20 protein-coding genes and 1 riboswitch are annotated in these 21,880 nt (G+C 69.6%); of the genes, 15 read left to right on the top strand and 5 right to left on the bottom strand.

All coding sequences use genetic code 11. The features are described from left to right. Positions 1-53: 53 nt before the first annotated feature. Together ABXJ56_RS10690 and ABXJ56_RS10685 are read right to left on the bottom strand one after the other, a co-directional pair. Positions 54-1,169 (bottom strand): BMP family lipoprotein, encoded by a 1,116-nt coding sequence (locus tag ABXJ56_RS10690; protein WP_353999648.1) that lies wholly within the window; start codon positions 1,167-1,169, stop codon positions 54-56. 173 nt (positions 1,170-1,342) lie between these two features. Continuing rightward, entirely contained in the window at positions 1,343-2,458 is a 1,116-nt protein-coding gene (locus tag ABXJ56_RS10685) for a mannose-1-phosphate guanylyltransferase (protein ID WP_353999647.1), read from the bottom strand. Between the two features lie 260 nt (positions 2,459-2,718). Between ABXJ56_RS10685 and sdhC the strand changes: the two genes are divergently transcribed. From sdhC to ABXJ56_RS10645, 8 genes are all read left to right on the top strand, one after another. Continuing rightward, positions 2,719-3,153, top strand: a complete 435-nt coding sequence (gene sdhC, locus ABXJ56_RS10680; RefSeq protein ID WP_353999646.1) for a succinate dehydrogenase, cytochrome b556 subunit — start codon at positions 2,719-2,721, stop codon at positions 3,151-3,153. After that, positions 3,153-3,611, top strand: a complete 459-nt coding sequence (locus tag ABXJ56_RS10675; RefSeq protein ID WP_353999645.1) for a succinate dehydrogenase hydrophobic membrane anchor subunit — start codon at positions 3,153-3,155, stop codon at positions 3,609-3,611. The genes sdhC and ABXJ56_RS10675 overlap by 1 nt, the downstream gene beginning before the upstream one ends. A 64-nt stretch (positions 3,612-3,675) precedes the next feature. Then, a complete protein-coding gene (sdhA, locus tag ABXJ56_RS10670) occupies positions 3,676-5,490 on the top strand; it encodes a succinate dehydrogenase flavoprotein subunit (RefSeq protein ID WP_353999644.1) in 1,815 nt (604 codons plus the stop codon). Beyond that, positions 5,490-6,275: a succinate dehydrogenase iron-sulfur subunit gene (locus ABXJ56_RS10665; protein ID WP_353999643.1), complete on the top strand. Its 786-nt coding sequence runs from the start codon at positions 5,490-5,492 to the stop codon at positions 6,273-6,275. The genes sdhA and ABXJ56_RS10665 overlap by 1 nt, the downstream gene beginning before the upstream one ends. Positions 6,276-6,284: 9 nt before the next feature. Beyond that, the gene (locus ABXJ56_RS10660) at positions 6,285-7,589 is read left to right on the top strand and encodes a YihY/virulence factor BrkB family protein (RefSeq protein ID WP_353999642.1); all 1,305 of its coding nucleotides are present in this window, start codon (positions 6,285-6,287) and stop codon (positions 7,587-7,589) included. Between the two features lie 21 nt (positions 7,590-7,610). After that, on the top strand, positions 7,611-8,456 hold the full coding sequence (locus ABXJ56_RS10655) for an exodeoxyribonuclease III (RefSeq protein WP_353999641.1): 846 nt from the start codon (positions 7,611-7,613) through the stop codon (positions 8,454-8,456). A 41-nt stretch (positions 8,457-8,497) separates the two neighbouring features. Continuing rightward, positions 8,498-9,502 carry a tryptophan--tRNA ligase gene (trpS, locus tag ABXJ56_RS10650; RefSeq protein ID WP_353999640.1) on the top strand — a complete coding sequence of 335 codons (1,005 nt, stop codon included), beginning with the start codon at positions 8,498-8,500 and terminating at the stop codon, positions 9,500-9,502. Positions 9,503-9,844: 342 nt separating this feature from the next. Continuing rightward, positions 9,845-10,705, top strand: coding sequence for an Fpg/Nei family DNA glycosylase (locus tag ABXJ56_RS10645; protein ID WP_353999639.1), 861 nt, complete (start codon positions 9,845-9,847; stop codon positions 10,703-10,705). A 78-nt stretch (positions 10,706-10,783) separates the two neighbouring features. Here ABXJ56_RS10645 and glpK read toward each other — a convergent pair whose 3' ends face one another. The 3 genes from glpK to ABXJ56_RS10630 form a co-directional block, all read right to left on the bottom strand. Next, positions 10,784-12,298 carry a glycerol kinase GlpK gene (gene glpK, locus ABXJ56_RS10640; RefSeq protein WP_353999638.1) on the bottom strand — a complete coding sequence of 505 codons (1,515 nt, stop codon included), beginning with the start codon at positions 12,296-12,298 and terminating at the stop codon, positions 10,784-10,786. 48 nt (positions 12,299-12,346) lie between these two features. Beyond that, a complete protein-coding gene (locus ABXJ56_RS10635; protein ID WP_353999637.1) occupies positions 12,347-13,105 on the bottom strand; it encodes an MIP/aquaporin family protein in 759 nt (252 codons plus the stop codon). Between the two features lie 120 nt (positions 13,106-13,225). Beyond that, entirely contained in the window at positions 13,226-14,959 is a 1,734-nt protein-coding gene (locus ABXJ56_RS10630) for a glycerol-3-phosphate dehydrogenase/oxidase (RefSeq protein WP_353999636.1), read from the bottom strand. A gap of 124 nt (positions 14,960-15,083) precedes the next feature. Between ABXJ56_RS10630 and ABXJ56_RS10625 the strand changes: the two genes are divergently transcribed. The 7 genes from ABXJ56_RS10625 to ABXJ56_RS10595 all read left to right on the top strand — a co-directional run bounded on the left by ABXJ56_RS10625 (position 15,084) and on the right by ABXJ56_RS10595 (position 21,761). Continuing rightward, complete coding sequence (locus tag ABXJ56_RS10625; protein WP_353999635.1) at positions 15,084-16,076, top strand: sugar-binding transcriptional regulator; 993 nt, start codon at positions 15,084-15,086, stop codon at positions 16,074-16,076. Positions 16,077-16,147: 71 nt separating this feature from the next. Continuing rightward, positions 16,148-16,310: riboswitch (FMN riboswitch) on the top strand. Positions 16,311-16,379: 69 nt separating this feature from the next. Beyond that, positions 16,380-17,420 carry a bifunctional diaminohydroxyphosphoribosylaminopyrimidine deaminase/5-amino-6-(5-phosphoribosylamino)uracil reductase RibD gene (gene ribD / locus ABXJ56_RS10620; protein ID WP_353999634.1) on the top strand — a complete coding sequence of 347 codons (1,041 nt, stop codon included), beginning with the start codon at positions 16,380-16,382 and terminating at the stop codon, positions 17,418-17,420. After that, positions 17,420-18,082, top strand: a complete 663-nt coding sequence (locus ABXJ56_RS10615; protein ID WP_353999633.1) for a riboflavin synthase — start codon at positions 17,420-17,422, stop codon at positions 18,080-18,082. Before ribD ends, ABXJ56_RS10615 begins: the two co-directional genes overlap by 1 nt. Then, positions 18,079-19,353 (top strand): GTP cyclohydrolase II, encoded by a 1,275-nt coding sequence (ribA, locus tag ABXJ56_RS10610; RefSeq protein ID WP_353999632.1) that lies wholly within the window; start codon positions 18,079-18,081, stop codon positions 19,351-19,353. The genes ABXJ56_RS10615 and ribA overlap by 4 nt, the downstream gene beginning before the upstream one ends. Beyond that, positions 19,350-19,835 carry a 6,7-dimethyl-8-ribityllumazine synthase gene (gene ribH / locus ABXJ56_RS10605; protein WP_353999631.1) on the top strand — a complete coding sequence of 162 codons (486 nt, stop codon included), beginning with the start codon at positions 19,350-19,352 and terminating at the stop codon, positions 19,833-19,835. Before ribA ends, ribH begins: the two co-directional genes overlap by 4 nt. Before the next feature lie 68 nt (positions 19,836-19,903). Continuing rightward, positions 19,904-20,257 carry a hypothetical protein gene (locus ABXJ56_RS10600; RefSeq protein WP_053548932.1) on the top strand — a complete coding sequence of 118 codons (354 nt, stop codon included), beginning with the start codon at positions 19,904-19,906 and terminating at the stop codon, positions 20,255-20,257. Positions 20,258-20,303: 46 nt separating this feature from the next. After that, complete coding sequence (locus ABXJ56_RS10595; RefSeq protein WP_353999630.1) at positions 20,304-21,761, top strand: MFS transporter; 1,458 nt, start codon at positions 20,304-20,306, stop codon at positions 21,759-21,761. The last annotated feature ends 119 nt before the right edge of the window (positions 21,762-21,880 follow it).

The following is a 21,880-nucleotide window of genomic DNA, read 5'->3' as shown; positions in this document are numbered from 1 at the left end:
CCCAGCGGGGCGAGCAGCGGTGTTCGCTGCTCGCCCCGAGTGGTGATGTCAGATCACGGGGAGTTCGGCGACTCCACGACGATCTCGCCGGAGACGATCTGCTCCTGCAGAGCCATCAGCTCGTCCATGAGGCCCTCGGGCAGCTCGGACTCGAACGCGCCGAAGCCGGAGAGCTTCACGCCCTCGTTCTCGAGCGTGCCGATGTAGGGGGCGACGTCGAAGTCGCCGCCGGCAGCAGCCACCGTCGCGTCGTAGACGGCGACGTCGATCGCCTTCATGATCGACACGAGGGTGATGTCGGCGACGTCCGGGTCGGCGACGGCGAGGTCGCTGTCGACACCGAGCATGGCGATGTCGCCGCCGCCCTCGGCGATGGCCGCGGCCGCGCTGACGTAGATCGGTCCGCCGACGGGCAGGATGACGTCGACGCCCTGGTCGAGCACGCCCTGCGCGGTCTGCTTGGCGGTGTCATTCGCGGCGAAGCCGCCGGTGAACGAACCCTCCTGAGCCGCGGTGTCCCAGCCGAAGACCTCGACGTTCGCGCCGTTGTCCTCGTTGTACTTCTGCACGCCCAGCTCGTAGCCGTCCATGAAGACCGCGACGGAGGGGATCTGCATGCCGCCGAAGGTGCCGACCTTGTTCACGCCGCTCTCGGCGGACCAGGCTGCCGCGGCGTAGCCGCCGAGGTAGGCCGCCTGCGCGGTGTCGAAGACGAGGGGCTTGATGTTCGGGGCGTCGGTGGTGCCGTCGAAGTCGGTGTCGGCGTAGTCGTCGATGATCGCGTAGTTGATCTCGGGGTTCGCGAGGGCGGACTCGACGGTCGCGGCGGCGAGGTTGAAGCCGACCGAGACGATCAGCGTGCAGCCTTCTGCGACGAGCTGCTCGAGGTTGGGGCCGTAGTCGTTCGGGGTGGTCGACTCGAGCTCGATGCCCTCGACACCCAGCTCGTCGATGGCACGGTCCATGCCCTCCTTGGCCGACTGGTTGAAGGAACGGTCGTTCCAGCCGCCCTCGTCGGAGATGAGGCAGGGGATGAAGTCGTCGGCCGCTTCGGGTGCGGCCGTGCCGGAGGTGTCGGCCTCGGGGGCCGCGCCGCAGCCGGCGAGGAATGCGACGATGCCCGCGGCGGCTGTGACACCGACGAGCTTCTTGGTGCGTGAGATGGTCAACTCAGCCTCCACATGATCGGCCCCGAGACTTTCACGGGGACTGCACAAAGTTACCTACTGCGACGCCCCGGTTGCAGTCGTGCGAGGGCTGTGGGCGCGAATGGTTACAAAGACGCAATCTCTCGTTACACAGGACGCGATCCCACACCGATCCCGCCGGGCCGCCCCGCTCGTCAGAGGACGTCGCCGCGTCCCGTGAGCTTCAGCGCGTCGACGACGCCCTTGACCCGCTGCGCGTGCTCGCTCGTGGTCACCAGCAGCGCATCCTCGGTGTCGACCACGACGATGTCGCGGACGCCGATGAGGCTGATCACCCGGGAGGTCTGACTCACGACGATGCCGCTGGCGGCATCCGAGAGGATCCGGGCGTTCTCCCCGAGGATCGCGAGGTCGTTCTTGCGCCCGTGGGAGTTGAGCTTGGCGAGGCTGGCGAAGTCGCCGACGTCGTCCCAGTCGAAGTGGCCGGGGATCACTGCGAGGCGCCCGCGCTCGGCGGCGGGCTCGGCGACGGCGTAGTCGATCGCGATCTTCGTCAGCGTCGGCCACACACGGTCGACGACGGGGCCGCGGCGCTCGCGGTCGTCCCAGGCCTCGGCGAGGTCCATGAGGCCCGCGTACAGCTCGGGCTGGTTCTCGGCGATCTCGCCGAGCAGCACGTCCGCGCGCGAGATGAACATGCCCGCATTCCAGAGGTAGGAGCGGTCGGCGAAGTACTCCTTCGCCAGCTCCAGGTCGGGCTTCTCCACGAAGCTGTCCACCAGCGCCGCCTCCGGGGCGCCGTCGACGACCAGTTCGCCGCCCTTGCGGATGTAGCCGAAGCCGACGGAGGGCTCGGACGGCTGGATGCCGATCGTGCAGATGTAGCCTTCGCGCGCCGTCGCGACCGCCTGGCGCACCGCCCATTCGAACAGGTGCGGCACGCGGATGACGTGGTCCGCGGCGAACGAGCCGATGATGACGTCCGGGTCCCGGCGGGAGAGGATCGCCGCGGCCAGACCGATGGCCGCCGCGGAGTCGCGGGGCTCGGACTCGAGGAAGACGTTGTGATCCGGGATGCCGGGCAGTTCCTTCTCGACCGCGGCGCGGTGGGCGCGACCGGTGACCACGGCGATGCGGTCGGGGCCGGAGAGCGGCTCGAGCCGGTTCCACGTGTCTCTGAGCAGGGTGTGACCGGAACCGGTGAGGTCGTGCAGGAACTTCGGCGCGTCGGCACGGGACAGCGGCCACAGCCTGCTCCCGATGCCTCCCGCGGGGATGACGGCGTAGAAGTCCTCGATCGGCTCTGGCATGAGACCCAGGGTAACGAGCGGTGTCTCGCGCCCGTGACGAGGACGTGTCCGGCGCGTGTCGCCGGGAGAGGCGAAAGAAGCGCCGATCTTCGCGTCCGCGCAGGATCCCTCCGGAATGCGGGGGTGGATTCCCGCCGCCGTCGCCCCTCGCTTTCTGACGGGAATAGGATGAACACAGCACCGTCAGGGTGCCGGTTCCGCGATCTGGCCACGAGCGCCGGATTCGAGCGGACCGCTCGCTCGATCCAGGGAGGACGGCCGTGTCTGCACCAGCACGCGTCACACCGCCGGCGTCCGCGACCACGTCGAAGGTGCCGCGGGGAACGCTCTACCGCGGTAACGAAGGCATGTGGTCGTGGGTGCTGCATCGCATCACCGGAATCGCCATCTTCTTCTTCCTGCTGGTCCACATCCTGGACACGGCGCTGATCCGGGTCTCGCCCGAGGCGTACGACGCGGTCATGAGCACGTACAAGAACCCGCTCATGGGGATCGGCGAGGTCGTCCTCGTCGCCGCGGTCGTCTACCACGCCTTCAACGGCCTGCGCATCATCCTGGTCGACTTCTGGGCCTGGGCCACCCGCCACCAGCGCCAGCTGTGGTGGGGGGTGCTGGGCCTGTGGGCGGTGACGATGCTCCCCTTCACGGTCCGTCACCTCATGTTCGTCTTCTCCGAGGTCGGAGGGGGGAACTGATGACCGCCGACACCATCGCCGACCCGCGCGCTCCGCGCACCCACGCCCGCAAGAGCGGGCCCAACCTGGAGAAGTGGGGCTGGATCTACATGCGCGTCTCCGGCGTCGCGCTGATCATCCTCATCTTCGGCCACCTGTTCGTGAACCTGATGCTCGGCGAGGGCATCAGCGGCATCGACTTCGCGTTCGTCGCCGGCAAGTTCGCCAGCCCCTTCTGGCAGTGGTGGGACGTGCTGATGCTCTGGCTCGCGCTCATCCACGGCGCGAACGGCATGCGCACGATCGTCAACGACTACGTCACCCACGAGACCACCCGCCGCGTGCTGGTGTGGGCGCTGTGGCTCTCGGCCGGATTCCTCATCCTCCTCGGCACCCTGGTCGTTTTCACCTTCGACCCGTGCCTGGGCATCGAGAGCTCCAGCACCGAGTGGCTCATCGAGCAGTGCGCGGCGCTGTGATCGCGGCGCTGATCGCCCCCACCTTCCCGACGACGCAGCAGCACGAAACGAAGGCATCCTCCCTGTGAGCACCCAGACCACCGACAGCGCCGACAGCTACGTCAAGGACGGCGTCCACTACCACCAGTTCGACATCGTCATCGTGGGCGCCGGCGGCGCCGGCATGCGGGCGGCGATCGAGGCCGGTCCCGGCGCGAAGACCGCCGTGATCAGCAAGCTCTATCCCACGCGCTCCCACACGGGTGCCGCGCAGGGCGGCATGGCCGCGGCGCTCGCGAACGTCGAAGAGGACTCGTGGGAGTGGCACACCTTCGACACCGTCAAGGGCGGCGACTACCTCGTCGACCAGGACGCGGCCGAGATCCTGGCGAAAGAGGCGATCGACGCCGTCATCGACCTCGAGAACATGGGCCTGCCGTTCAACCGGACCCCCGACGGCAAGATCGACCAGCGGCGCTTCGGTGGACACACCGCCGAGCACGGCAAGTCACCCGTGCGCCGCGCCTGCTACGCCGCCGACCGCACCGGTCACATGATCCTCCAGACGCTGTTCCAGAACTGCGTGAAGCTCGGCATCAACTTCTTCAACGAGTTCTACGTCCTCGACCTGATCACGGTGAAGGATGCCGCGGGCAAGACCCAGATCGCCGGCGTCGTGGCCTACGAGCTCTCCACCGGAGAGCTGCACGTCTTCCAGTCCAAGGCCGTCATCTTCGCCACGGGCGGTTTCGGGAAGATCTACAAGACGACCTCCAACGCCCACACCCTCACCGGGGACGGCGTCGGGATCATCTGGCGCAAGGGCCTGCCGCTGGAGGACATGGAGTTCTTCCAGTTCCACCCCACCGGCCTCGCCGGTCTCGGCATCCTGCTCACCGAGGGCGCGCGCGGTGAGGGTGCGATCCTCCGCAACGTCTCGGGCGAGCGGTTCATGGAGCGCTACGCCCCCACCATCAAGGACCTCGCCCCGCGCGACATCGTCTCGCGCTGCATGGTGCAGGAGGTCGCGGAGGGGCGCGGTGCCGGCCCGCACCGGGACTACGTGCTCCTGGACTGCACGCACCTCGGCGCCGAGGTGCTGGAGACCAAGCTCCCCGACATCACCGAGTTCGCCCGCACCTACCTCGGCGTCGACCCCGTCGTCGAGCCGGTGCCGGTCATGCCGACCGCGCACTACGCGATGGGCGGCATCCCCACCAACATCAAGGCGGAGGTCCTCGCCGACAACGAGACCGTCGTCCCGGGCCTGTACGCCGCCGGCGAGTGCGCGTGCGTGTCGGTGCACGGCTCGAACCGTCTCGGCACCAACTCGCTCCTCGACATCAACGTCTTCGGCAAGCGTGCCGGCCGCTACGCGGTCGAGTACGTGAAGGATGCCGACTTCGTCGCCCTCCCCGAGGATCCCGCCAAGGAGGTCCGCGAGATGATCGAGGGCCTCCGCGCCGGCACCGGCACGGAGCGCATCGCGGTTCTGCGCAAGAAGCTGCAGGACGAGATGGACTTCAAGGCGCAGGTGTTCCGCACCGAGGAGTCCCTCACCGATGTGCTCGGCACGATCGAGGAGCTGCGCGAGCGCTACAAGAACATCCACGTCGACGACAAGGGCAAGCGGTACAACACCGATCTGCTCGAGGCGGTCGAGCTGGGCTTCCTCCTCGACATCGCCGAGGTCGTCGTCGTGGCCGCCCGCAACCGCAAGGAGAGCCGTGGCGGTCACATGCGCGACGACTACCCGAAGCGCGACGACGAGAACTACATGCAGCACACCATGACCTACCTGTCGGGCGACCCGCACTCCTCGCAGGCGGACGACCACATCCGCCTCGACTGGAAACCGGTCGTGATCACGCGTTACCAGCCCATGGAGAGGAAGTACTGATGGCCAGCCTCGCCGTCGTCGACGAGACCACCGAAGCTCCGGCAGCCCCGGAGGAGGCCGGCGACACCGGCATCCAGTCCTTCATCGTCACCTTCATCGTGCGCCGATTCGACCCCGAGGCCGACACCGAGCCGCGCTGGGTCGACTACGACGTCGAGCTGTACTCCACCGACCGTGTGCTCGACGCGCTCCACAAGATCAAGTGGGAGGTCGACGGGTCGCTGGCGTTCCGCCGTTCGTGCGCGCACGGCATCTGCGGATCCGACGCCATGCGCATCAACGGCCGCAACCGCCTGGCGTGCAAGACGCTGATCAAGGACCTGGACATCTCCAAGCCGATCTACGTCGAGGCCATCAAGGGCCTGCCGCTGGAGAAGGACCTCATCGTCGACATGGAGCCGTTCTTCGCCTCCTACCGCGAGGTGCAGCCCTTCCTCATCGCCAATTCCACCCCGGAGAAGGGCAAGGAGCGCGTCCAGTCGATCGTCGATCGGGAGGTGTTCGACGACACCACCAAGTGCATCCTCTGCGCCGCCTGCACCTCGTCGTGCCCGGTGTTCTGGACCGACGGACAGTACTTCGGCCCCGCCGCCATCGTCAACGCGCACCGCTTCATCTTCGACTCGCGCGACGACGCCGGCGACGTGCGTCTTGACATCCTCAACGACAAGGAGGGCGTGTGGCGCTGCCGCACCACCTTCAACTGCACCGAGGCGTGCCCCCGCGGCATCGAGGTGACCAAGGCGATCGCCGAGGTCAAGCAGGCGGTCCTCAGCGGTCGCTAGTCTGCTGAGGTGAGTTCCGGACCTCGCCGCGTCGACGGCTCCCGCGAGGCGGCCGCCGAGGCGGCCGAGGCCGCCGCGCACGAGCAGACGCTCCGCGCGCGGTGGGAGGCGACGCAGGAGCAGCTGCGCGAGAGGCTCGACGAGCCGATCAGCCGTGCGACGGAGATCACCCAGCGGACCCTGGCATGGTTCCCCGTGCGGGTGTGGCGGCACTTCCTGCAGCACAACGGATTCCTGCTCGCAGCCGGCGTCAGCTATCAGGCGCTGTTCGCGACTTTCGCCGGGATCTACGTCGCCTTCGCGATCCTGGGCCTGTGGCTCGGCGGAAGCCAAGACGCGATCGGCGCGATGATCAGCGCGATCAACTCCTACATCCCCGGTCTCATCTCCGACGACGGCCTCTTCACGCCGGACCAGGTCACCGCGATCGCGACGGGATCGACCAGCCTGCTGTCGATCACCGGCGCCATCGCGTTCGGCACGCTGCTGTGGACCGCGATCGGCTTCGTCACCTTCACCCGGCGCGCGGTGCGCGACATCTTCGGCCTCCGCCCCGACCTCCGCAGCTACTTCATGCTGAAGAGCCGCGACCTGTTCGGGGCCGTGCTGTTCGCGATCGCGCTCATCCTCGGATTCGCCGCGACCTCGTTCGGCACCTGGGCGCTGCAGCTGATCTTCACTCTCTTCGGGTGGAACGAGGCGACCGGGTGGTACGAGGTGGCGGTGCGGTTGGGATCGATCGCCATCTCGTTCCTCGTCTTCTCCGCAGCCCTCGCCGCCCTCATCCGCTTCCTCACCGGCACGTCACTGCGGTGGCGCCGCATCATCCCCGGTTCCCTGCTCGGCGGCGGAGCGATCACGGTCCTGCAGCTGTTCACCGGATGGCTTTTCCTTTACACCCCCTCCAACCCCCTCCTGGCGACCTTCGCGATCTTCGTGGGGCTCCTGCTCTGGTTCCGCATCATCGGGATCATCATCCTCGTCGCGGCCGCATGGATCGCCGTCGCGGCATCCGACGACGACGTGCCGCTCATCGAGCTCTCGGAGGAGGAGCGCCTCGCTCTCGAACACCGGGCACTGCTCACCGCGGCGCACGTGCGGCTGCGGACGGCCGAGGAGGCCCACGCCGGAGCCCCCTGGTACCGCCGACCGATCACCGCCCGACACCTGCGCGCAGCGCGGTCCGAACTCGCCGAGGTCGAGGCCTCGACGCCCGCGACACCGACGACGCCGGTGATGCGCGGGCACGCGGCCCACGTCGCACATGTCCACACGCTGAGCGCGGAGCACGACCCCGGGGATCGGGTGTCCTGACCCGCGGTTAGGCTGTCCGTCGTGCCTCGCCGCCTTCGCATCGCCTCGGTCAATGTCAACGGCATCCGCGCCGCCGCCCGGAAGGGCATGCACGAGTGGCTCGACGCCGCCTACGTGGATGTGGTGACGCTGCAGGAGGTACGGGCGACCGAGGCCGAGCTGCGCGCCGCGCTCCCGGGGTGGGAGACCGTCGGCGACGAGGCGCTCGCGAAGGGCCGCGCGGGTGTGGCGATCGCCACCCGCACCCCGGTGACCGCCGCCCGGGCCCGGTTCTCCGACGAGGCCGTCGACGCCGCGGGGCGCTGGATCGAAGCCGACGTCACCGTCGGGTCCGAGGTCGTCACCGTGGTGAGCGCGTACGTGCACACCGGCGAAGCCGACACCCCCCGTCAGGACGCCAAGTACGCCTTTCTCGACGCGATGGAGAAGCGGATGCCGGAGATGGCCGCCGCCACCCCCCTCGCCCTCGTCACGGGCGACCTCAACGTGGGCCACCGCGAGCTCGACATCCGCAACTGGAAGGGGAACCGCAAGAAGGCCGGGTTCCTCCCTCGGGAACGTGCGTACTTCGACCGCTTCCTCGCTCCCGAGGGAGTGGAGGTCGAGACGGTCGACGGCGAGCGCGGGACCGGTCTCGGATGGGTCGACGTCGGGCGACGCGCCGCCGGCGAGGTCGAGGGCCCCTATACATGGTGGTCGATGCGCGGCCGCGCGTTCGACACCGACACCGGCTGGCGGATCGACTACCACCTCGCCAGCCCGGTGCTCGCCGAACGCGTCACCGACTACCGCGTCGAGCGTGCGGCATCCTGGGACACGCGCTGGAGCGACCACTCCCCCGTCATCGCCGACTACACCGTGGGCTGATCGGTCGGGTCGACCCTGCCGGTCGCGCCTAGGATTGACGGGTGACCAAGCCCCGCCTGTACTCCGGTATGCAGCCCTCAGCCGATTCCCTCCAGGTCGGCAACTACATCGGGGCGCTCATGCAGTGGCGTGACCTGCAGGAGTCCTACGACGCGTTCTTCTCCGTCGTCGACCTGCACGCGCTGACGCAGCCGAACGACCCCGCCGAGCTTCGCGAGAAGACGCGACGCACCGCCGCGCAGTACATCGCCGCAGGAATCGAGCCGTCGAAGTCGACGCTGTACGTGCAGTCCCACGTGCCGGCTCACGCCGAGCTGGCGTGGATCCTCTCCACCCTCACCGGGTTCGGCGAGGCAGGTCGGATGACGCAGTTCAAGGACAAGTCCCAGCGCTACGGGACCGACGCGACCTCGGTGGGCCTGTTCACCTATCCCGTGCTCATGGCCGCCGACATCCTGCTCTACCAGACCGACATCGTGCCCGTCGGCGACGATCAGAAGCAGCACGTCGAGCTGACGCGCGATCTCGCGGAGCGGTTCAACTCCCGCTACGGCCAGACGTTCCGGGTGCCGATGCCGGTCATCCAGCAGGAGACCGCGCGCATCTACGACCTGCAGAACCCGACGGCGAAGATGTCGAAGTCGGCGGAGTCGGATGCCGGCGTGCTGTGGCTGCTGGATGACCCGGCCAAGAGCGCGAAGAAGATCATGCGGGCCGTGACCGACTCCGAGGGAGCCGTGCGCTACGACCGGGAGCAGAAGCCCGGCGTGTCGAACCTGCTGGTGATCTACGCGGCGCTGACGGGTCGGCAGATTCCCGCCATCGAGGACGAGTACGCCGGGCGCGGCTACGGCGACTTCAAGAAGGGCCTCGCCGAGGTCGTGGTGAACGAGTTCGGTCCCGTGCGCGCCCGCGCGCTGGAGATGCTCGACGACCCCGCCGAGCTCGACCGGGTGCTGGCAGCCAACGCCGACCGCGCCGCCGAGGTCGCCGGGCGCACCCTGGGCGACGTGTACGACAAGATCGGTCTCCTCCGCCGCCGCTGACCCCGGGCACCGGTCGGGCGCGAGACCCGGCTGCGGCCCTGGCGGGCCCGCACCGAACTCCTCCGATACGTGCACCCGGCAGCCCTGCGCGCGGCATGTCGCGCCCGTCGCCCCCGGATCTGAGGAGTTGCGCGCGGCGGTAGTCGCGACCGACCGCGGTGCCGCGCGGCCGGGGGCGATGCGGCGTCCCCCGGCGGGCCCGCACCGAACTCCTCCGATACGTGCACCCGGGAGCCCTGCGCGCGGCGTGTCGCGCCCGTTGCCCCCGGATCTGAGGAGTTGCGCGCGGCGGGAGTCCGTCAACCCCGCGACAGCGCGCGGGCGTCGTGCCAGGATGGCGGCATGCCGGAGATGCCCGAGGTTCAGGGCCTGGTCGACGTCCTGAGGGCACGCCTGACCGGGCATCGGATCACGCGCGCGAACGTCTCGGCCATCGCGGCGCTGAAGACATTCGATCCGCCGATCGACGCCCTCGCCGGCGAGGCGGTCACGGGCGTGGAGCGTGCCGGCAAGTTCGTCGTCCTGTCCACCTCCGGCCCGCACCTCGTCTTTCACCTCGCCAAGGCCGGGTGGCTCCGGTGGTACGACCAGGTCCCGGCCACGCTGATCCGGCCGGGGAAGACGCCGATCGCCCTGCGGGTCGTCTTCGACGACGGCTTCGGGTTCGACCTCACCGAGGCGGGCACCAAGAAGTCCCTCGCGGTGTACGTCGTGACCGATCCGCACGAGGTCCCCGGCATCGCCCGCCTCGGCCCCGATCCCCTCGATGCCGCCTTCACACGCGACGTCTTCGCCGGTCTCCTCTCCGGACGCCGCACCCAGATCAAGGGCGTCCTCCGCGACCAGTCGGTCATCGCGGGGATCGGCAACGCCTACTCCGACGAGATCCTCCACGTCGCGCGGATGTCGCCGTACGCGCTGGCCGCGGGCCTCGACGACGGCGAGGTCGATCGCCTCTTCGCCGCGCTCACCGAGACGCTGACGGATGCCGTGGCCGCGGCATCCGGAAAGCTGCCCGCCGAGCTCAAGGACGCCAAGCGGCGCGGCATGCGGGTGCACGGCCGCCGAGGCGAAGCCTGCCCGGTGTGCGGCGACGAGGTGCGCAGCGTCTTCTTCGCCGACAACTCCCTGGAGTACTGCGCGACCTGTCAGACCGGCGGCAAGATCCTCGCCGATCGGCGTCTGTCCCGCCTCCTCAAATGACCGACGCGACCCGCGTTCGGGAACGCCGCAGCGCGGGCGCCCCGGACGCAGGTCGCGCCGGTCGGAGAAGGCGAGGGGTCAGGAGACGTCCTCGTCGACCCAGTCGAAGGTCTTGGTGACGGCCTTCTTCCAGTTGCGGAGCAGGCGCTCTCGGTCGCCCTCGTCCATGCGCGGCTCCCAGCGGCGGTCCTCCTGCCAGTTCTTGGACAGGTCGTCGAGTCCCGACCAGAACCCGACGGCGAGACCCGCGGCGTAGGCGGCGCCGAGCGCCGTCGTCTCGGCGACGACGGGGCGCACCACAGGGACACCCAGAATGTCGGCCTGGAACTGCATGAGCACGTCGTTCGCGGTCATGCCGCCGTCGACCTTGAGCTCGGTCAGCGGCACGCCCGAGTCGGCGTTGACAGCGTCGAGCACCTCGCGGGTCTGGTAGGCCGTCGACTCCAGCACGGCTCGCGCGATGTGCCCCTTGTTGACGTAGCGGGTGAGGCCGACGAGCGCACCGCGCGCGTCCGAGCGCCAGTACGGCGCGAAGAGGCCGGAGAACGCCGGCACGAAGTACGCGCCGCCGTTGTCCTCCACCGTCTCAGCGAGGGTCTGGACCTCGGATGCCGAGGAGATGATGCCGAGGTTGTCGCGCAGCCACTGCACGAGCGATCCGGTGACGGCGATCGAGCCCTCGAGCGCGTAGTGCGCCGGCTCGTCGCCCAGCTTGTATCCCACGGTGGTGAGGAGCCCGTTCTGCGAGCGGACGATCTCGGTGTCGGTGTTGAAGATGAGGAAGTTGCCGGTGCCGTAGGTGTTCTTGGCCTCGCCCTGTTCGAAGGCCGCCTGCCCGAAGGTCGCCGCCTGCTGGTCGCCCAGGATGCCGGCGATCGGCGTCTCCCGGAGGAGGCTCGAGGATTCCGCGTGTCCGTAGACCTCGGACGAGCTGCGGATCTCGGGCATCATCGAGCGCGGGACGCCGAACGCCTCGAGGATGTCGTCGCGCCAGGACAGCGTCTCCAGGTCCATGAACAGGGTGCGGGACGCGTTGGTCACGTCGGTCGCGTGTACGCCGCCGTCGACGCCCCCGGTGAGGTTCCACAGCACCCAGGAGTCGGTGGTGCCGAAGATCAGGTCGCCGGCCTCGGCTCGCTCGCGCGCGCCCTCGACGTTGTCGAGGATCCAGACGATCTTCGTGCCGGAGAAGTAGGTCGCCAGCGGCAGACCGACGATGTCCTTGAACCGATCGGGGCCCTCGTCGCCCGCGAGCGCGTCGACGATCGACTGGGTGCGCGTGTCCTGCCAGACGATGGCGTTGTACACGGGCTTGCCGGTGTTCTTATCCCAGACCACCGCGGTCTCGCGCTGGTTGGTGATCCCGATCGCCGCGATGTCGTGGCGGGTCAGGTCCGCCTTGGAGAGGGCGAGTCCGATGACCTCGCGCGTGTTGTTCCAGATCTCCATGGGGTCGTGCTCGACCCACCCGGCCTTCGGGAAGATCTGGCGGTGCTCGAGCTGCCCGCTGTCGATGATCGATCCGCTCTTGTCGAAGATGATCGCGCGCGTGGACGTGGTGCCCTGGTCGATGGCGAGTACGTAGTCGGCCATTGTCGATACTCCTTTGTCGTCGTGAATGGTGATGGTGTTCAGGATGCCTCAGCCGAGGATCGGCATGAGGGGGATGGCGGCGAGGCCCGCGGCGACGCCACCGATGAGGGGACCGACGATCGGCACCCACGAGTAGCTCCAGTCGCTGGAGCCCTTGCCCTTGATGGGGAGGAAGGCGTGCGCGAGGCGCGGGCCGAGGTCGCGGGCGGGGTTGATCGCGTACCCGGTCGGACCGCCGAGCGACGCGCCGATGCCGACCACGAGAAGCGCCACAGGGAGCGCCCCGAGGGCGGCGAGGCCGGAGGGGTCGCCGTTGCGGCCGAACCCGATGACCACGAACACGAGAACGAACGTACCGACGATCTCCGTCACGAGGTTCCAGCCGGTCGAGCGGATGGCGGGGCCGGTGGCGAAGACACCCAGCTTGGTGGCCGGGTCCTCCTCCGCGTCGAAGTGCTTCTTGTACGCCGCCCAGGCCACGACCGCACCGATGGTGGCTCCGATCAGCTGCGCGCCGATGTAGGTGAGGACCGAGAGGACGTTCACCGGAACGCCCTCGACGAATTCGGTGGTGCCGTTGGCGACGAGCCCGAGGGTGACGGCGGGGTTCAGGTGCGCGCCGGAGACGTACGCCACGGTCACACCGGCGAAGACCGCGAGGCCCCACCCGAAGTTGACCATGAGGGTGCCGCCGCCGAGACCCTTGCTGCGCGCCAGGGCCACATTGGCGACCACTCCGCATCCGAGCAGTGTCAGCAGTGAGGTGCCGATCAGCTCGGAGATGAAGACGATCCCGAGATTGTCCACGTTGACCTTCTTTCTTTCCACGGCATCGGTGCCGCGATCGGGGGAAGGGGATGCCGGAGAGCACGCCGAACGGCGCCCTCCGGGCGGGGTCCTCGCCCGCCGTGGGACGGGCGAGGGGTCTTAGGCCAGGACGCTGTCCTCGCTGAGCTCGACGCCGTGACGGTCGCGGAGGATGCGGGCGGTCTCGACGACCTCCTCCTCGCGGGCCGCGGCATCCCATCCGAGGACGTCGCCGACGACGTCGGCGAGCTCCCGGAGCGCCGGCATCGTCGTCTTGCCGACGAATGCGACGCTCGTGCGGCGGAGGAGCACATCGATGAGATGCACGACGTACTCGGTCTCCACGAGATAGCGGATCTCGCCGGTGCTGTACTCGGGCAGGCTCGCCAGGGGGGCGTCGCTGTCGTCGAGGCTCTCGATGAGCGCGGCAGCACGCGTCCCGTAGCGCTCGAGGAGATGGTCGACCCGGGCGTGATCACGCCCGTCCGCGTGGTCGGAGACCCACGCCGAGCGCGCCCGCTGCGTCCGCGGGTATCCGAGCGCTCCGCCGATCATGAGGCCCTGCGTCGAGCGGGTGCGCGAGCGGCCGAGGTGCGCGAGGACGCGGTCCGACAGCTGCTCGCCGAGGGCACGGAAGGTCGTCCATTTGCCGCCGACCAGACTGAGCACCGTGGTGCCGGGGCGACCCGCGGCCGGTGCCTCCTCGATGCGGTAGTCGCGGGAGACGAAGCCCGGCTGGGTGTCGTCGTGTCGGGGCAGCGGGCGGACGCCCGAGAACCGGTAGACGATCTGCTCGCGATCGACGCGGATGTCGGGGAAGACGTGGCCGACGAGGTCGAAGAAGTAGTCGACCTCCTCCTCGGTGCACACCGCGGGCTCGCGCATGTCGTGATCGAGGTCGGTCGTGCCGACCATGACCCGACCCTTCAACGGGTAGATGAGAACGATGCGGCCGTCCTCGTGTTCGAAGAAGATCTCGCGACCGCCGGTGGCCTCCAGGAGCTCGGGGTTGTCCAGCACGATGTGCGAGCCCTTTGTGCCGCCCATGAAGGTCGTGGGCTTGCCGAGCTGCTCGTTCGTGAGGTCCGTCCACGGACCGGAGGCGTTCACGATGACGGGGGCGGTGAGATCGAACTCCTCCCCGCTCACCCGGTCGCGAACGCGGAGGCCGTCCTGACCCATGCCGACGGCCTCGAGGTAGTTGGCGGCGCGGGCATGGTCACCGGCATCCAGTCCGTCGTAGAGGACGTCGAGGGCGAGACGCTCGGGGTCGTGCATGCTCGCGTCGAAGTACGTGGCGGTGTACTTCACCCGATCGTTGAGGGCGGGAAGCTCGCTGAGCGTGCGCGTGCGGCCGTGGAAGCGGTGGCGCGGAACCGCGCCGCCGTCGCGGGAGAAGAAGTCGTAGATGACCAGGCCGACCTTGATCAGCAGGGCGCCGCGCTCGGTGTGCTTGCCCTGCTTGTGGGTAAGGAAGCGGAGGGGGGCGGAGAGGATGCCGGAGAAGGTGGAGAAGATCGGGACGGTCGTCGGCAGCGGGCGCACGTAGTGCGGGGCGGTCTTGACCAGGGCGTTGCGCTCGACCACGGATTCGCGGACCAGGCGGAACTCGCCGTTCTCGAGGTAGCGGATCCCCCCGTGGATCATGTGCGAGGAGGCGCTGGAGGCTCCGGCGACGAAGTCGTCGCGCTCGACGAGGACCACCTTGACACCCTGGAGAGCCAGGTCGCGGAACGTCGCGATCCCGTTGATCCCGCCGCCGACGATGATGACATCCGCGCTCGGATCGGCTGTGATCGCTCGGACGGCATCACGCGTGCGGGAATCGGGGGTGGTGGGGGTGACCTCGCTCATGGCTACTCCTTCGCCGGCGACGCCCCTTGCGCTGCGTCGCACCATGTGGATGAATACATCCTGAAACGCCCGGAACAGACTTGCAAGCGATCTGCACGTATGTGCAGCGGCGATGAGGAGAGAGATGACCGCGTCCCCGACACGAGAGGCGATCCCCGGCAAGACCCGCGATGCCCTCCGCGCCGCACAGCTCTACTACATGCAGGACCTCACGATGGAGGCCATCGCCACCGAGTTGAAGACCTCGCGCTCCTCGGTCTCGCGGCTGCTCAGCCACGCACGCGACAGCGGTCTGGTGGAGATCCTCATCCATTCGCCCCTCGAGGGTCCGGAACGTCTCGAGCAGCAGATCCGCGAGCGGCACGGCGTGACGGCCCATGTCGTCCCGGTCCCCGATCACACCAGCGACGTCGAGCGCCTCGAGCGCGTGGCCCTGACCGCGGCGCGCATCCTCGCAGGGTTCGTCGATTCGAATCAGCGGATCGGCATCGCATGGGGGTCGACGATCGGCGCGGTCGGCCGTCATCTCCCGCACCGCACGACCCACAACACCGACGTGGTCCAGCTCAACGGCGCCGGCAACATGCGCACGACCGGGATCATGTACGCCAGCGAGCTGCTGACCCGCTTCGGGGCGGCGTTCGAGGCACAGGTGCACCAGTTCCCCGTGCCGGCGTTCTTCGACGATCCGCGCACCAAGCAGGCGTTCTGGCGGGAGCGCTCGATCCGCCGGGTGCTGGAGCTGCAGGCCGGGCTCGATCTCGCCGTCTTCGGCGTGGGGTCGCCGTTCGCCGAGGTTCCCAGTCACGTCTACCAGGGCGGGTATCTGGATGCCGCCGATTACGCCGCGCTCAGCCGGGAGGACGTGGTGGGCGACGTCGCCACCGTCTTCTATCGCGCCGACGGCAGCACCGACGGCATCCCCCTGAACGACCGAGCGACGGGTCCGACGTTCGCCGTCCTCCGTCGTGCGCCCCGACGGGTCTGCATCGTGGCCGGACGCGCGAAGGTTCCGAGCCTGCGCGGTGCGCTGCGCGCCGGGCTCATCACCGACCTCATCCTCGACGAATCCACCGCACGGGAACTGGCCGGCAGCGCCGCGGCGTCGCCCTCGTGAGCCGTCGAACGTCACGCGCGGACACGGGAATGAATCGCCCCGACGCACGTTGACTACACTCGAGAAAGATCAACGTGCTCCGGGGTCGGTGAGAATCCGAACCGGCGGTGACAGTCCGCGAACCCGCGTCACCTTCCCCTCGGGGAGGACGACTCGGGCCGATCCGGTGGAAATCCGGAACCGACGGTGATGCGAGGCCCAGGCCTCGCGAGTCCGGATAGGAGGCAGCACGAGGGCCGCGCGACGCGTGCGTTCCCTCGGTCGCCTCGTTCCCCGAGCGCCGCGACGGCGAAGGGGAACGAGATGACGGCGACCACCATCGAGCACGACGCCATGCGTCGCGCGCTCGACATCGCCCGCAACGGTCCACGCGGCATCAATCCCCAAGTGGGCGCCGTCCTGCTCTCCCCCGACGGCAACATCATCGCCGAGGGATGGCATCGCGGCGCCGGGACCCCGCACGCGGAGGTCGACGCCCTGTCGCACCTGCCGGCTGACGCGGCCCGAGGCGCCACGGCCGTGGTGACCCTCGAGCCCTGCAACCACACCGGTCGCACCGGTCCCTGCAGCGAGGCCCTCCTCGAGGCCGGCGTCACTCGCGTCGTCTACGCCGTCGCCGACCCCAACCCCCGTTCCGCGGGCGGCGCCGAGCGCCTGCGCACGGCGGGTGTCGAGGTCGAGCAGGGCGTCCGTCGGGCCGAGGCGGCGGACCTGCTCGAGTCGTGGTTCGCCGTCCAGCGCCTGGGCCGCCCCCACGTCACGGTGAAGTGGGCGCAGAGCCTCGACGGACGCGGCGCCGCCGACGACGGGACGAGCCAGTGGATCACCGGCCCCGAGGCCCGGGCGGATGTGCACCGCCGACGCGGGCGCGCCGACGCGATCGTCGTCGGCACCGGCACCGTGCGGGCGGACGATCCGTCACTGACCGCGCGCGAGGAGGACGGCACGCTGCGCCCGCATCAGCCGATCCCCGTCGTGCTCGGACGCTCCGAAGTTTCGAAGGACGCCGCGCTCCGCCGGCATCCGGAGCCCTTCCTCCAGTACGACGGCGATCTCGACGCGGCGCTTGCCGACCTCCGCGAGCGCGGCGTGCACCGCGTGTTCGTCGAGGGCGGGCCGACCGTCGCCAGCGCGTTCCTGCGCGCCGGCCTGGTGGACGAGATCCTCGTGTACCTCGCACCGGTCCTCCTCGGAGGATCGCGCCTGGCGCTCACCGACCTCGGCGTGCCCTCCATCGACGCGGCCCGCCGCCTGGACGTGGTCAGGATCGAGCGCCTCGGCGACGACCTCCTGATCGTCGCCCGACCGAACGCACCCCACCCAGACGAGGGAGAAGGATCCTGATGTTCACCGGAATCGTCGAGGAGATCGGCGAAGTCCTCGCCGTCGAGCCCTCGGGGGACGGCGTGCGCGTGCGCGTGCGCGGCCCCCGCGCCGTGTCGGATGCCGGTCACGGCGACTCGATCTCGGTGAGCGGCGTGTGCCTGACGGTCGTCGACCGCGGCGAGGACTGGTTCACCGCCGACGTGATGCAGCAGACGCTCGTCATGTCGACGCTCGCGGGAGTCGGCGCGGGACGCGCGGTCAACCTCGAGCGTGCGACCGCCGCCCACGGGCGCCTCGGCGGACACATCGTGCAGGGCCACATCGACGGGACCGGCGAGGTGCTCGAGGTGCGACCGGGCGCCGAGTGGCGGGTCCTGCGCATCGCGGTGCCGGCTGAACTCGCCCCACTCGTGGTCGACAAGGGGTCGATCGCCGTGGACGGGGTCTCGCTCACCGTCAGCGCCGTGTCCGTCCCCGGCGCGCCCCGCGACTGGTTCGAGGTCTCCCTGATCCCCGAGACCCTTGCAGCGACCACGCTCGGCGACCGCGCGGTCGGCGAGCGCGTGAACCTCGAGACCGACATCCTCGCGCGCCACGTCCAGCGCCTCATGGCCTTCGCCGCCCCCGCGGCCCCCGATTCCGCGGCCGCCGCCGCATCCACGGAAGGAGGCTCCGCATGAGCCTTGCCACCATCCCCGACGCCCTCCAGGCCCTTCGGGCCGGGCGCCCCGTCATCGTCGCCGACGACGAGGACCGCGAGAACGAGGGCGACGTCATCATCTCCGCCCAGCTGGCCACCCCCGAGTGGATCGCCTGGACGGTGCGGTGGTCGAGCGGATTCGTCTGCGCCCCGATGCCCGCCGAGTGGGCCGACCGCCTCGATCTCCCGCCGATGGTGGAGGTCAACCAGGACGCGCGCGGCACGGCCTACACCGTCAGCGTCGACGCCGCCGATCGCGCCTCGACCGGCATCAGCGCCGCCGACCGCGCGCACACCCTCAACGTGCTCGCGAACCCCGAGTCGGTGCCCTCCAGCCTCATTCGTCCGGGCCACGTCCTCCCGCTCCGCGCGGTCGAGGGCGGTGTCCGCGAGCGCGCCGGCCACACCGAGGCCGCCGTCGAGCTGATGCGGCTGGCGGGGCTCTCCCCCGTCGGCGCGATCGCCGAGGTCGTCGCCGAGGACGGCTCCATGATGCGGATGCCGGGGCTCGAGGAGCTGGGCGAACGCGACGGCGTCCCGGTGATCACGATCGAGCAGCTCGTGGCCTACCTCGACGAGCACGAGCCCCGCGACGGTGCGGCCGCGCAGGCGCACCGACGGCGCGTGAGCCTGCGCGCCGAGGCCCGCGTCCCCACGGCCCACGGCGAGTTCCGCTTCCTCGCCTACAAGGATCGGGTCACCGGCACCGATCACCTCGCGGTCGTCTCCGGCGACATCGCCGACGCCCCTCTCGTCCGCGTGCACTCCGAGTGCCTCACCGGCGAGGCCTTCGGGTCGCTGAAGTGCGAGTGCGGGCCGCAGCTGGATGCCGCCCTCGAGCGCATCGACCGCGACGGCGGGATCGTGATCTACATGCGCGGGCACGAGGGGCGCGGCATCGGCCTGATCAACAAGCTCCGCGCCTACAGCCTGCAGGAGCGGGGGCTGGACACCGTGGACGCGAACCTCGCCCTCGGCCTTCCCGCCGACGCCCGCGACTACGCCGCGGCAGCCGGCATCCTCACCGATCTCGGGGTGGAGCGGGTGCGCCTGCTCACCAACAACACCGACAAGGTCGCGCAGCTGCGCGAGCTGGGCCTGGACATCGTCGAGCAGGTTCCGCTGCTCGTCGGGGTCGGCCCGAACAACCACCAGTACCTCGAGACCAAACGCGACCGGATGGGCCACGTGATCGCCGACGCCGACCTCGCCGACGCGCTGGCTCAGATGCACGAAGGAGCAGAGCGATGAGTGGAAAGGGTGCGCCCGAGAGCACCGGAACGATTGACGCGACGGGCCTGCGGGTGACCGTCGTCGCCGGCACCTGGCACACCGAGATCTCCGACGGCCTGATCGCCGGCGCCGCGCGTGTGCTCGACGCGTCCGGTGCGGACTGGTCGCTGGTGCGCGTGCCGGGATCGTTCGAGCTGCCGGTCGTGGCGCGGGCCGCGCTGGAGTCCGGCGCCGACGCGGTCGTCGCCCTGGGCGTCATCATCCGCGGCGGCACACCGCACTTCGAGTTCGTCTCGTCCGCGGCCACCGACGGCCTCACCCGCGTCGCGCTCGACACCGGCAAGCCCGTCGGCTTCGGCGTGCTCACCCTCGACGACGAGGCGCAGGGCCTCGATCGCGCCGGGCTCCCCGGATCGCGCGAGGACAAGGGGCACGAGGCGGCGGACGCCGCGCTCCGCACCGCTCTGGTCCTTCGCGACATCCGCGCCGTCTCCGGCTGAGCGCCGCGGACGGCCGCTGAGGTCCGCCTTGGTGGCGCGGGCGTGGCGCGGGCAATACGGTGACGGGTATGGAGACTCTTCGCCACGTCGTCGTGCTCGTCCACCTCGTCGGTTTCGCGCTGCTTTTCGGCGCGTGGGCCGTGGAGGCGGTGAACCGCCGCCTGAAGATCACGCGGCTGATGAACTGGGGGCTTCTCGTGGCCGGTGTCGCCGGTCTCGCCCTCGCCGCCCCGTGGGGCGTGTCGTACGAGATGAACTACACCAAGATCGCCGTGAAGCTCGTGATCCTGCTGGTGATCGGCGCCCTGCTCGGCATCGGGTCGGCCCGTCAGCGCAAGGGCACGGGCGTTCCCGCGGCGGTGTTCTGGCTCATCGGCATCCTGACGTTCGTCAATGCCGCGCTCGCCGTCCTCTGGCGCTGATCGCGCGGTCGAACCTCTGTCCGGCACGGGCGTAGACTCGTCGCCCGTGCCGGACACCTCCCCCGCTTCCCCGCAGACCACCGCTCCCGCAAACCCCCGCTCGCGCGTCATCACCGCGAGCCTGGTGGGCACGACGATCGAGTTCTACGACTTCTACGTCTACGCCACCGCGGCGGTGCTCGTCTTCCCGATCCTCTTCTTCCCGACGGGGAACGACACCACCGCGCTCCTCGCGTCCTTCGGCGTGTTCGGCGCCGCGATGGTCGCCCGCCCGCTCGGCGCGGTGATCTTCGGCCACTTCGGCGATCGCTTCGGACGCAAGGCCACCCTCGTCGGATCGCTGCTGACGATGGGCATCGCGACGTTCCTCATCGGATGCCTCCCGACCTTCACCGACATCGGCTGGTGGGCCGCGCTCCTCCTGCTGATCCTGCGCCTCGCCCAGGGCTTCGCGCTCGGCGGCGAATGGTCGGGCGCAGCGCTCGTGGCCACCGAGAACGCTCCGGCCGGCAAGCGCGCCTGGTACGGGACCTTCCCGCAGCTCGGCGCCCCGCTCGGCTTCATCATCGCCAACTCGATCTTCCTCGCGATCTACTTCCTGCTCCCCCACCCCGACGGCCCCGCTCAGCGCTCGGAGGAGTTCCTCGCCTGGGGGTGGCGTGTGCCGTTCCTGTTCTCCGCGGTCATGGTGATCGTGGGCCTCTGGGTGCGTCTGCGGCTGGTCGAGTCCCAGACCTTCGTGAAGGCCGAATCGTCGGGGGCGATCCGGAAGTTCCCGCTGGGGACCGTCATCCGCCGTCACTTCAAGCACCTCGTGCTCGGCACGTTCATCATGCTGGCGACATACGTGCTGTTCTATCTGATGACGAGCTTCACCCTCTCGTACGGTACGACCGCGACGACCGAGGGGGCGCGCGCCGCCGCCGAGGCCGCCGGCACCCCGTTCGACGCGAGCTCCTACGTGCCGGGCCTCGGCTTCGGGTACACCGACTTCGTCATCATGCAGATCATCGGCGTGGTGTTCTTCGGCATCTTCACGATGCTGTCGGGCCCTGTCGCGGACGCGATCGGACGCCGGCGCCTCCTGCTCGGCGTCACCGCGCTCATCATCGTGTTCGGCTTCACGTTCACCGTGTTCCTCTCCCCCGAGTCGGACCCGAAGTTCACCGGCGCCCTGGTGCAGGCGTTCCTGGTGTTCGGATTCATGCTCATGGGCGTGACCTTCGGGCCCATGGGCGCGGTCCTGCCCGAGCTCTTCCCGACCAACGTCCGGTACTCGGGGTCGGCGATCTCGTACAACCTCTCCTCGATCCTCGGCGCCGCCCTCGCTCCGCTCGTGGCCGTCGCGCTCTGGGCCGCCGCCGACGGCAGTCCCGTCCTCGTGGGGCTCTACCTGTCGGCGATGGGCGTGCTCACCTTCATCGCGCTGATCCTCGCGCCGGAGACGAAGGACCTGGACTACACCGACGACGTCGGCGTGCCGGCATCCGACCGCGCGTCCTGACCCGCGCTCGCCCCGCGGGGTGCGCAGGATCACGGAGATGTGCACGATTGCGGACGGAATCGCCCCGCGGCATCCGTCATCGTGCACATCTCCGCGGTTGCGCACGGAGACGGCGCGGG

This window comes from Microbacterium aurantiacum (assembly GCF_040532595.1).
Taxonomy (GTDB): domain Bacteria; phylum Actinomycetota; class Actinomycetes; order Actinomycetales; family Microbacteriaceae; genus Microbacterium; species Microbacterium chocolatum_B.
This window is presented reverse-complemented; position numbering and strand designations above follow the sequence as displayed.

Bases quoted from the DNA above. Each gene is read 5' to 3' on its own strand.
- ABXJ56_RS10675 (WP_353999645.1), top strand. From the start codon at position 3,153: ATGACCGCCGACACCATCGCCGACCCGCGCGCTCCGCGCACCCACGCC.
- ribD (WP_353999634.1), top strand. From the start codon at position 16,380: ATGACGGCGACCACCATCGAGCACGACGCCATGCGTCGCGCGCTCGAC.
- ABXJ56_RS10625 (WP_353999635.1), top strand. From the start codon at position 15,084: ATGACCGCGTCCCCGACACGAGAGGCGATCCCCGGCAAGACCCGCGAT.
- ABXJ56_RS10665 (WP_353999643.1), top strand. From the start codon at position 5,490: ATGGCCAGCCTCGCCGTCGTCGACGAGACCACCGAAGCTCCGGCAGCC.
- ribA (WP_353999632.1), top strand. From the start codon at position 18,079: ATGAGCCTTGCCACCATCCCCGACGCCCTCCAGGCCCTTCGGGCCGGG.
- ABXJ56_RS10685 (WP_353999647.1), bottom strand. From the start codon at position 2,458: ATGCCAGAGCCGATCGAGGACTTCTACGCCGTCATCCCCGCGGGAGGC.
- glpK (WP_353999638.1), bottom strand. From the start codon at position 12,298: ATGGCCGACTACGTACTCGCCATCGACCAGGGCACCACGTCCACGCGC.
- ABXJ56_RS10600 (WP_053548932.1), top strand. From the start codon at position 19,904: ATGGAGACTCTTCGCCACGTCGTCGTGCTCGTCCACCTCGTCGGTTTC.
- ABXJ56_RS10645 (WP_353999639.1), top strand. From the start codon at position 9,845: ATGCCGGAGATGCCCGAGGTTCAGGGCCTGGTCGACGTCCTGAGGGCA.
- ABXJ56_RS10615 (WP_353999633.1), top strand. From the start codon at position 17,420: ATGTTCACCGGAATCGTCGAGGAGATCGGCGAAGTCCTCGCCGTCGAG.
- ABXJ56_RS10630 (WP_353999636.1), bottom strand. From the start codon at position 14,959: ATGAGCGAGGTCACCCCCACCACCCCCGATTCCCGCACGCGTGATGCC.
- ribH (WP_353999631.1), top strand. From the start codon at position 19,350: ATGAGTGGAAAGGGTGCGCCCGAGAGCACCGGAACGATTGACGCGACG.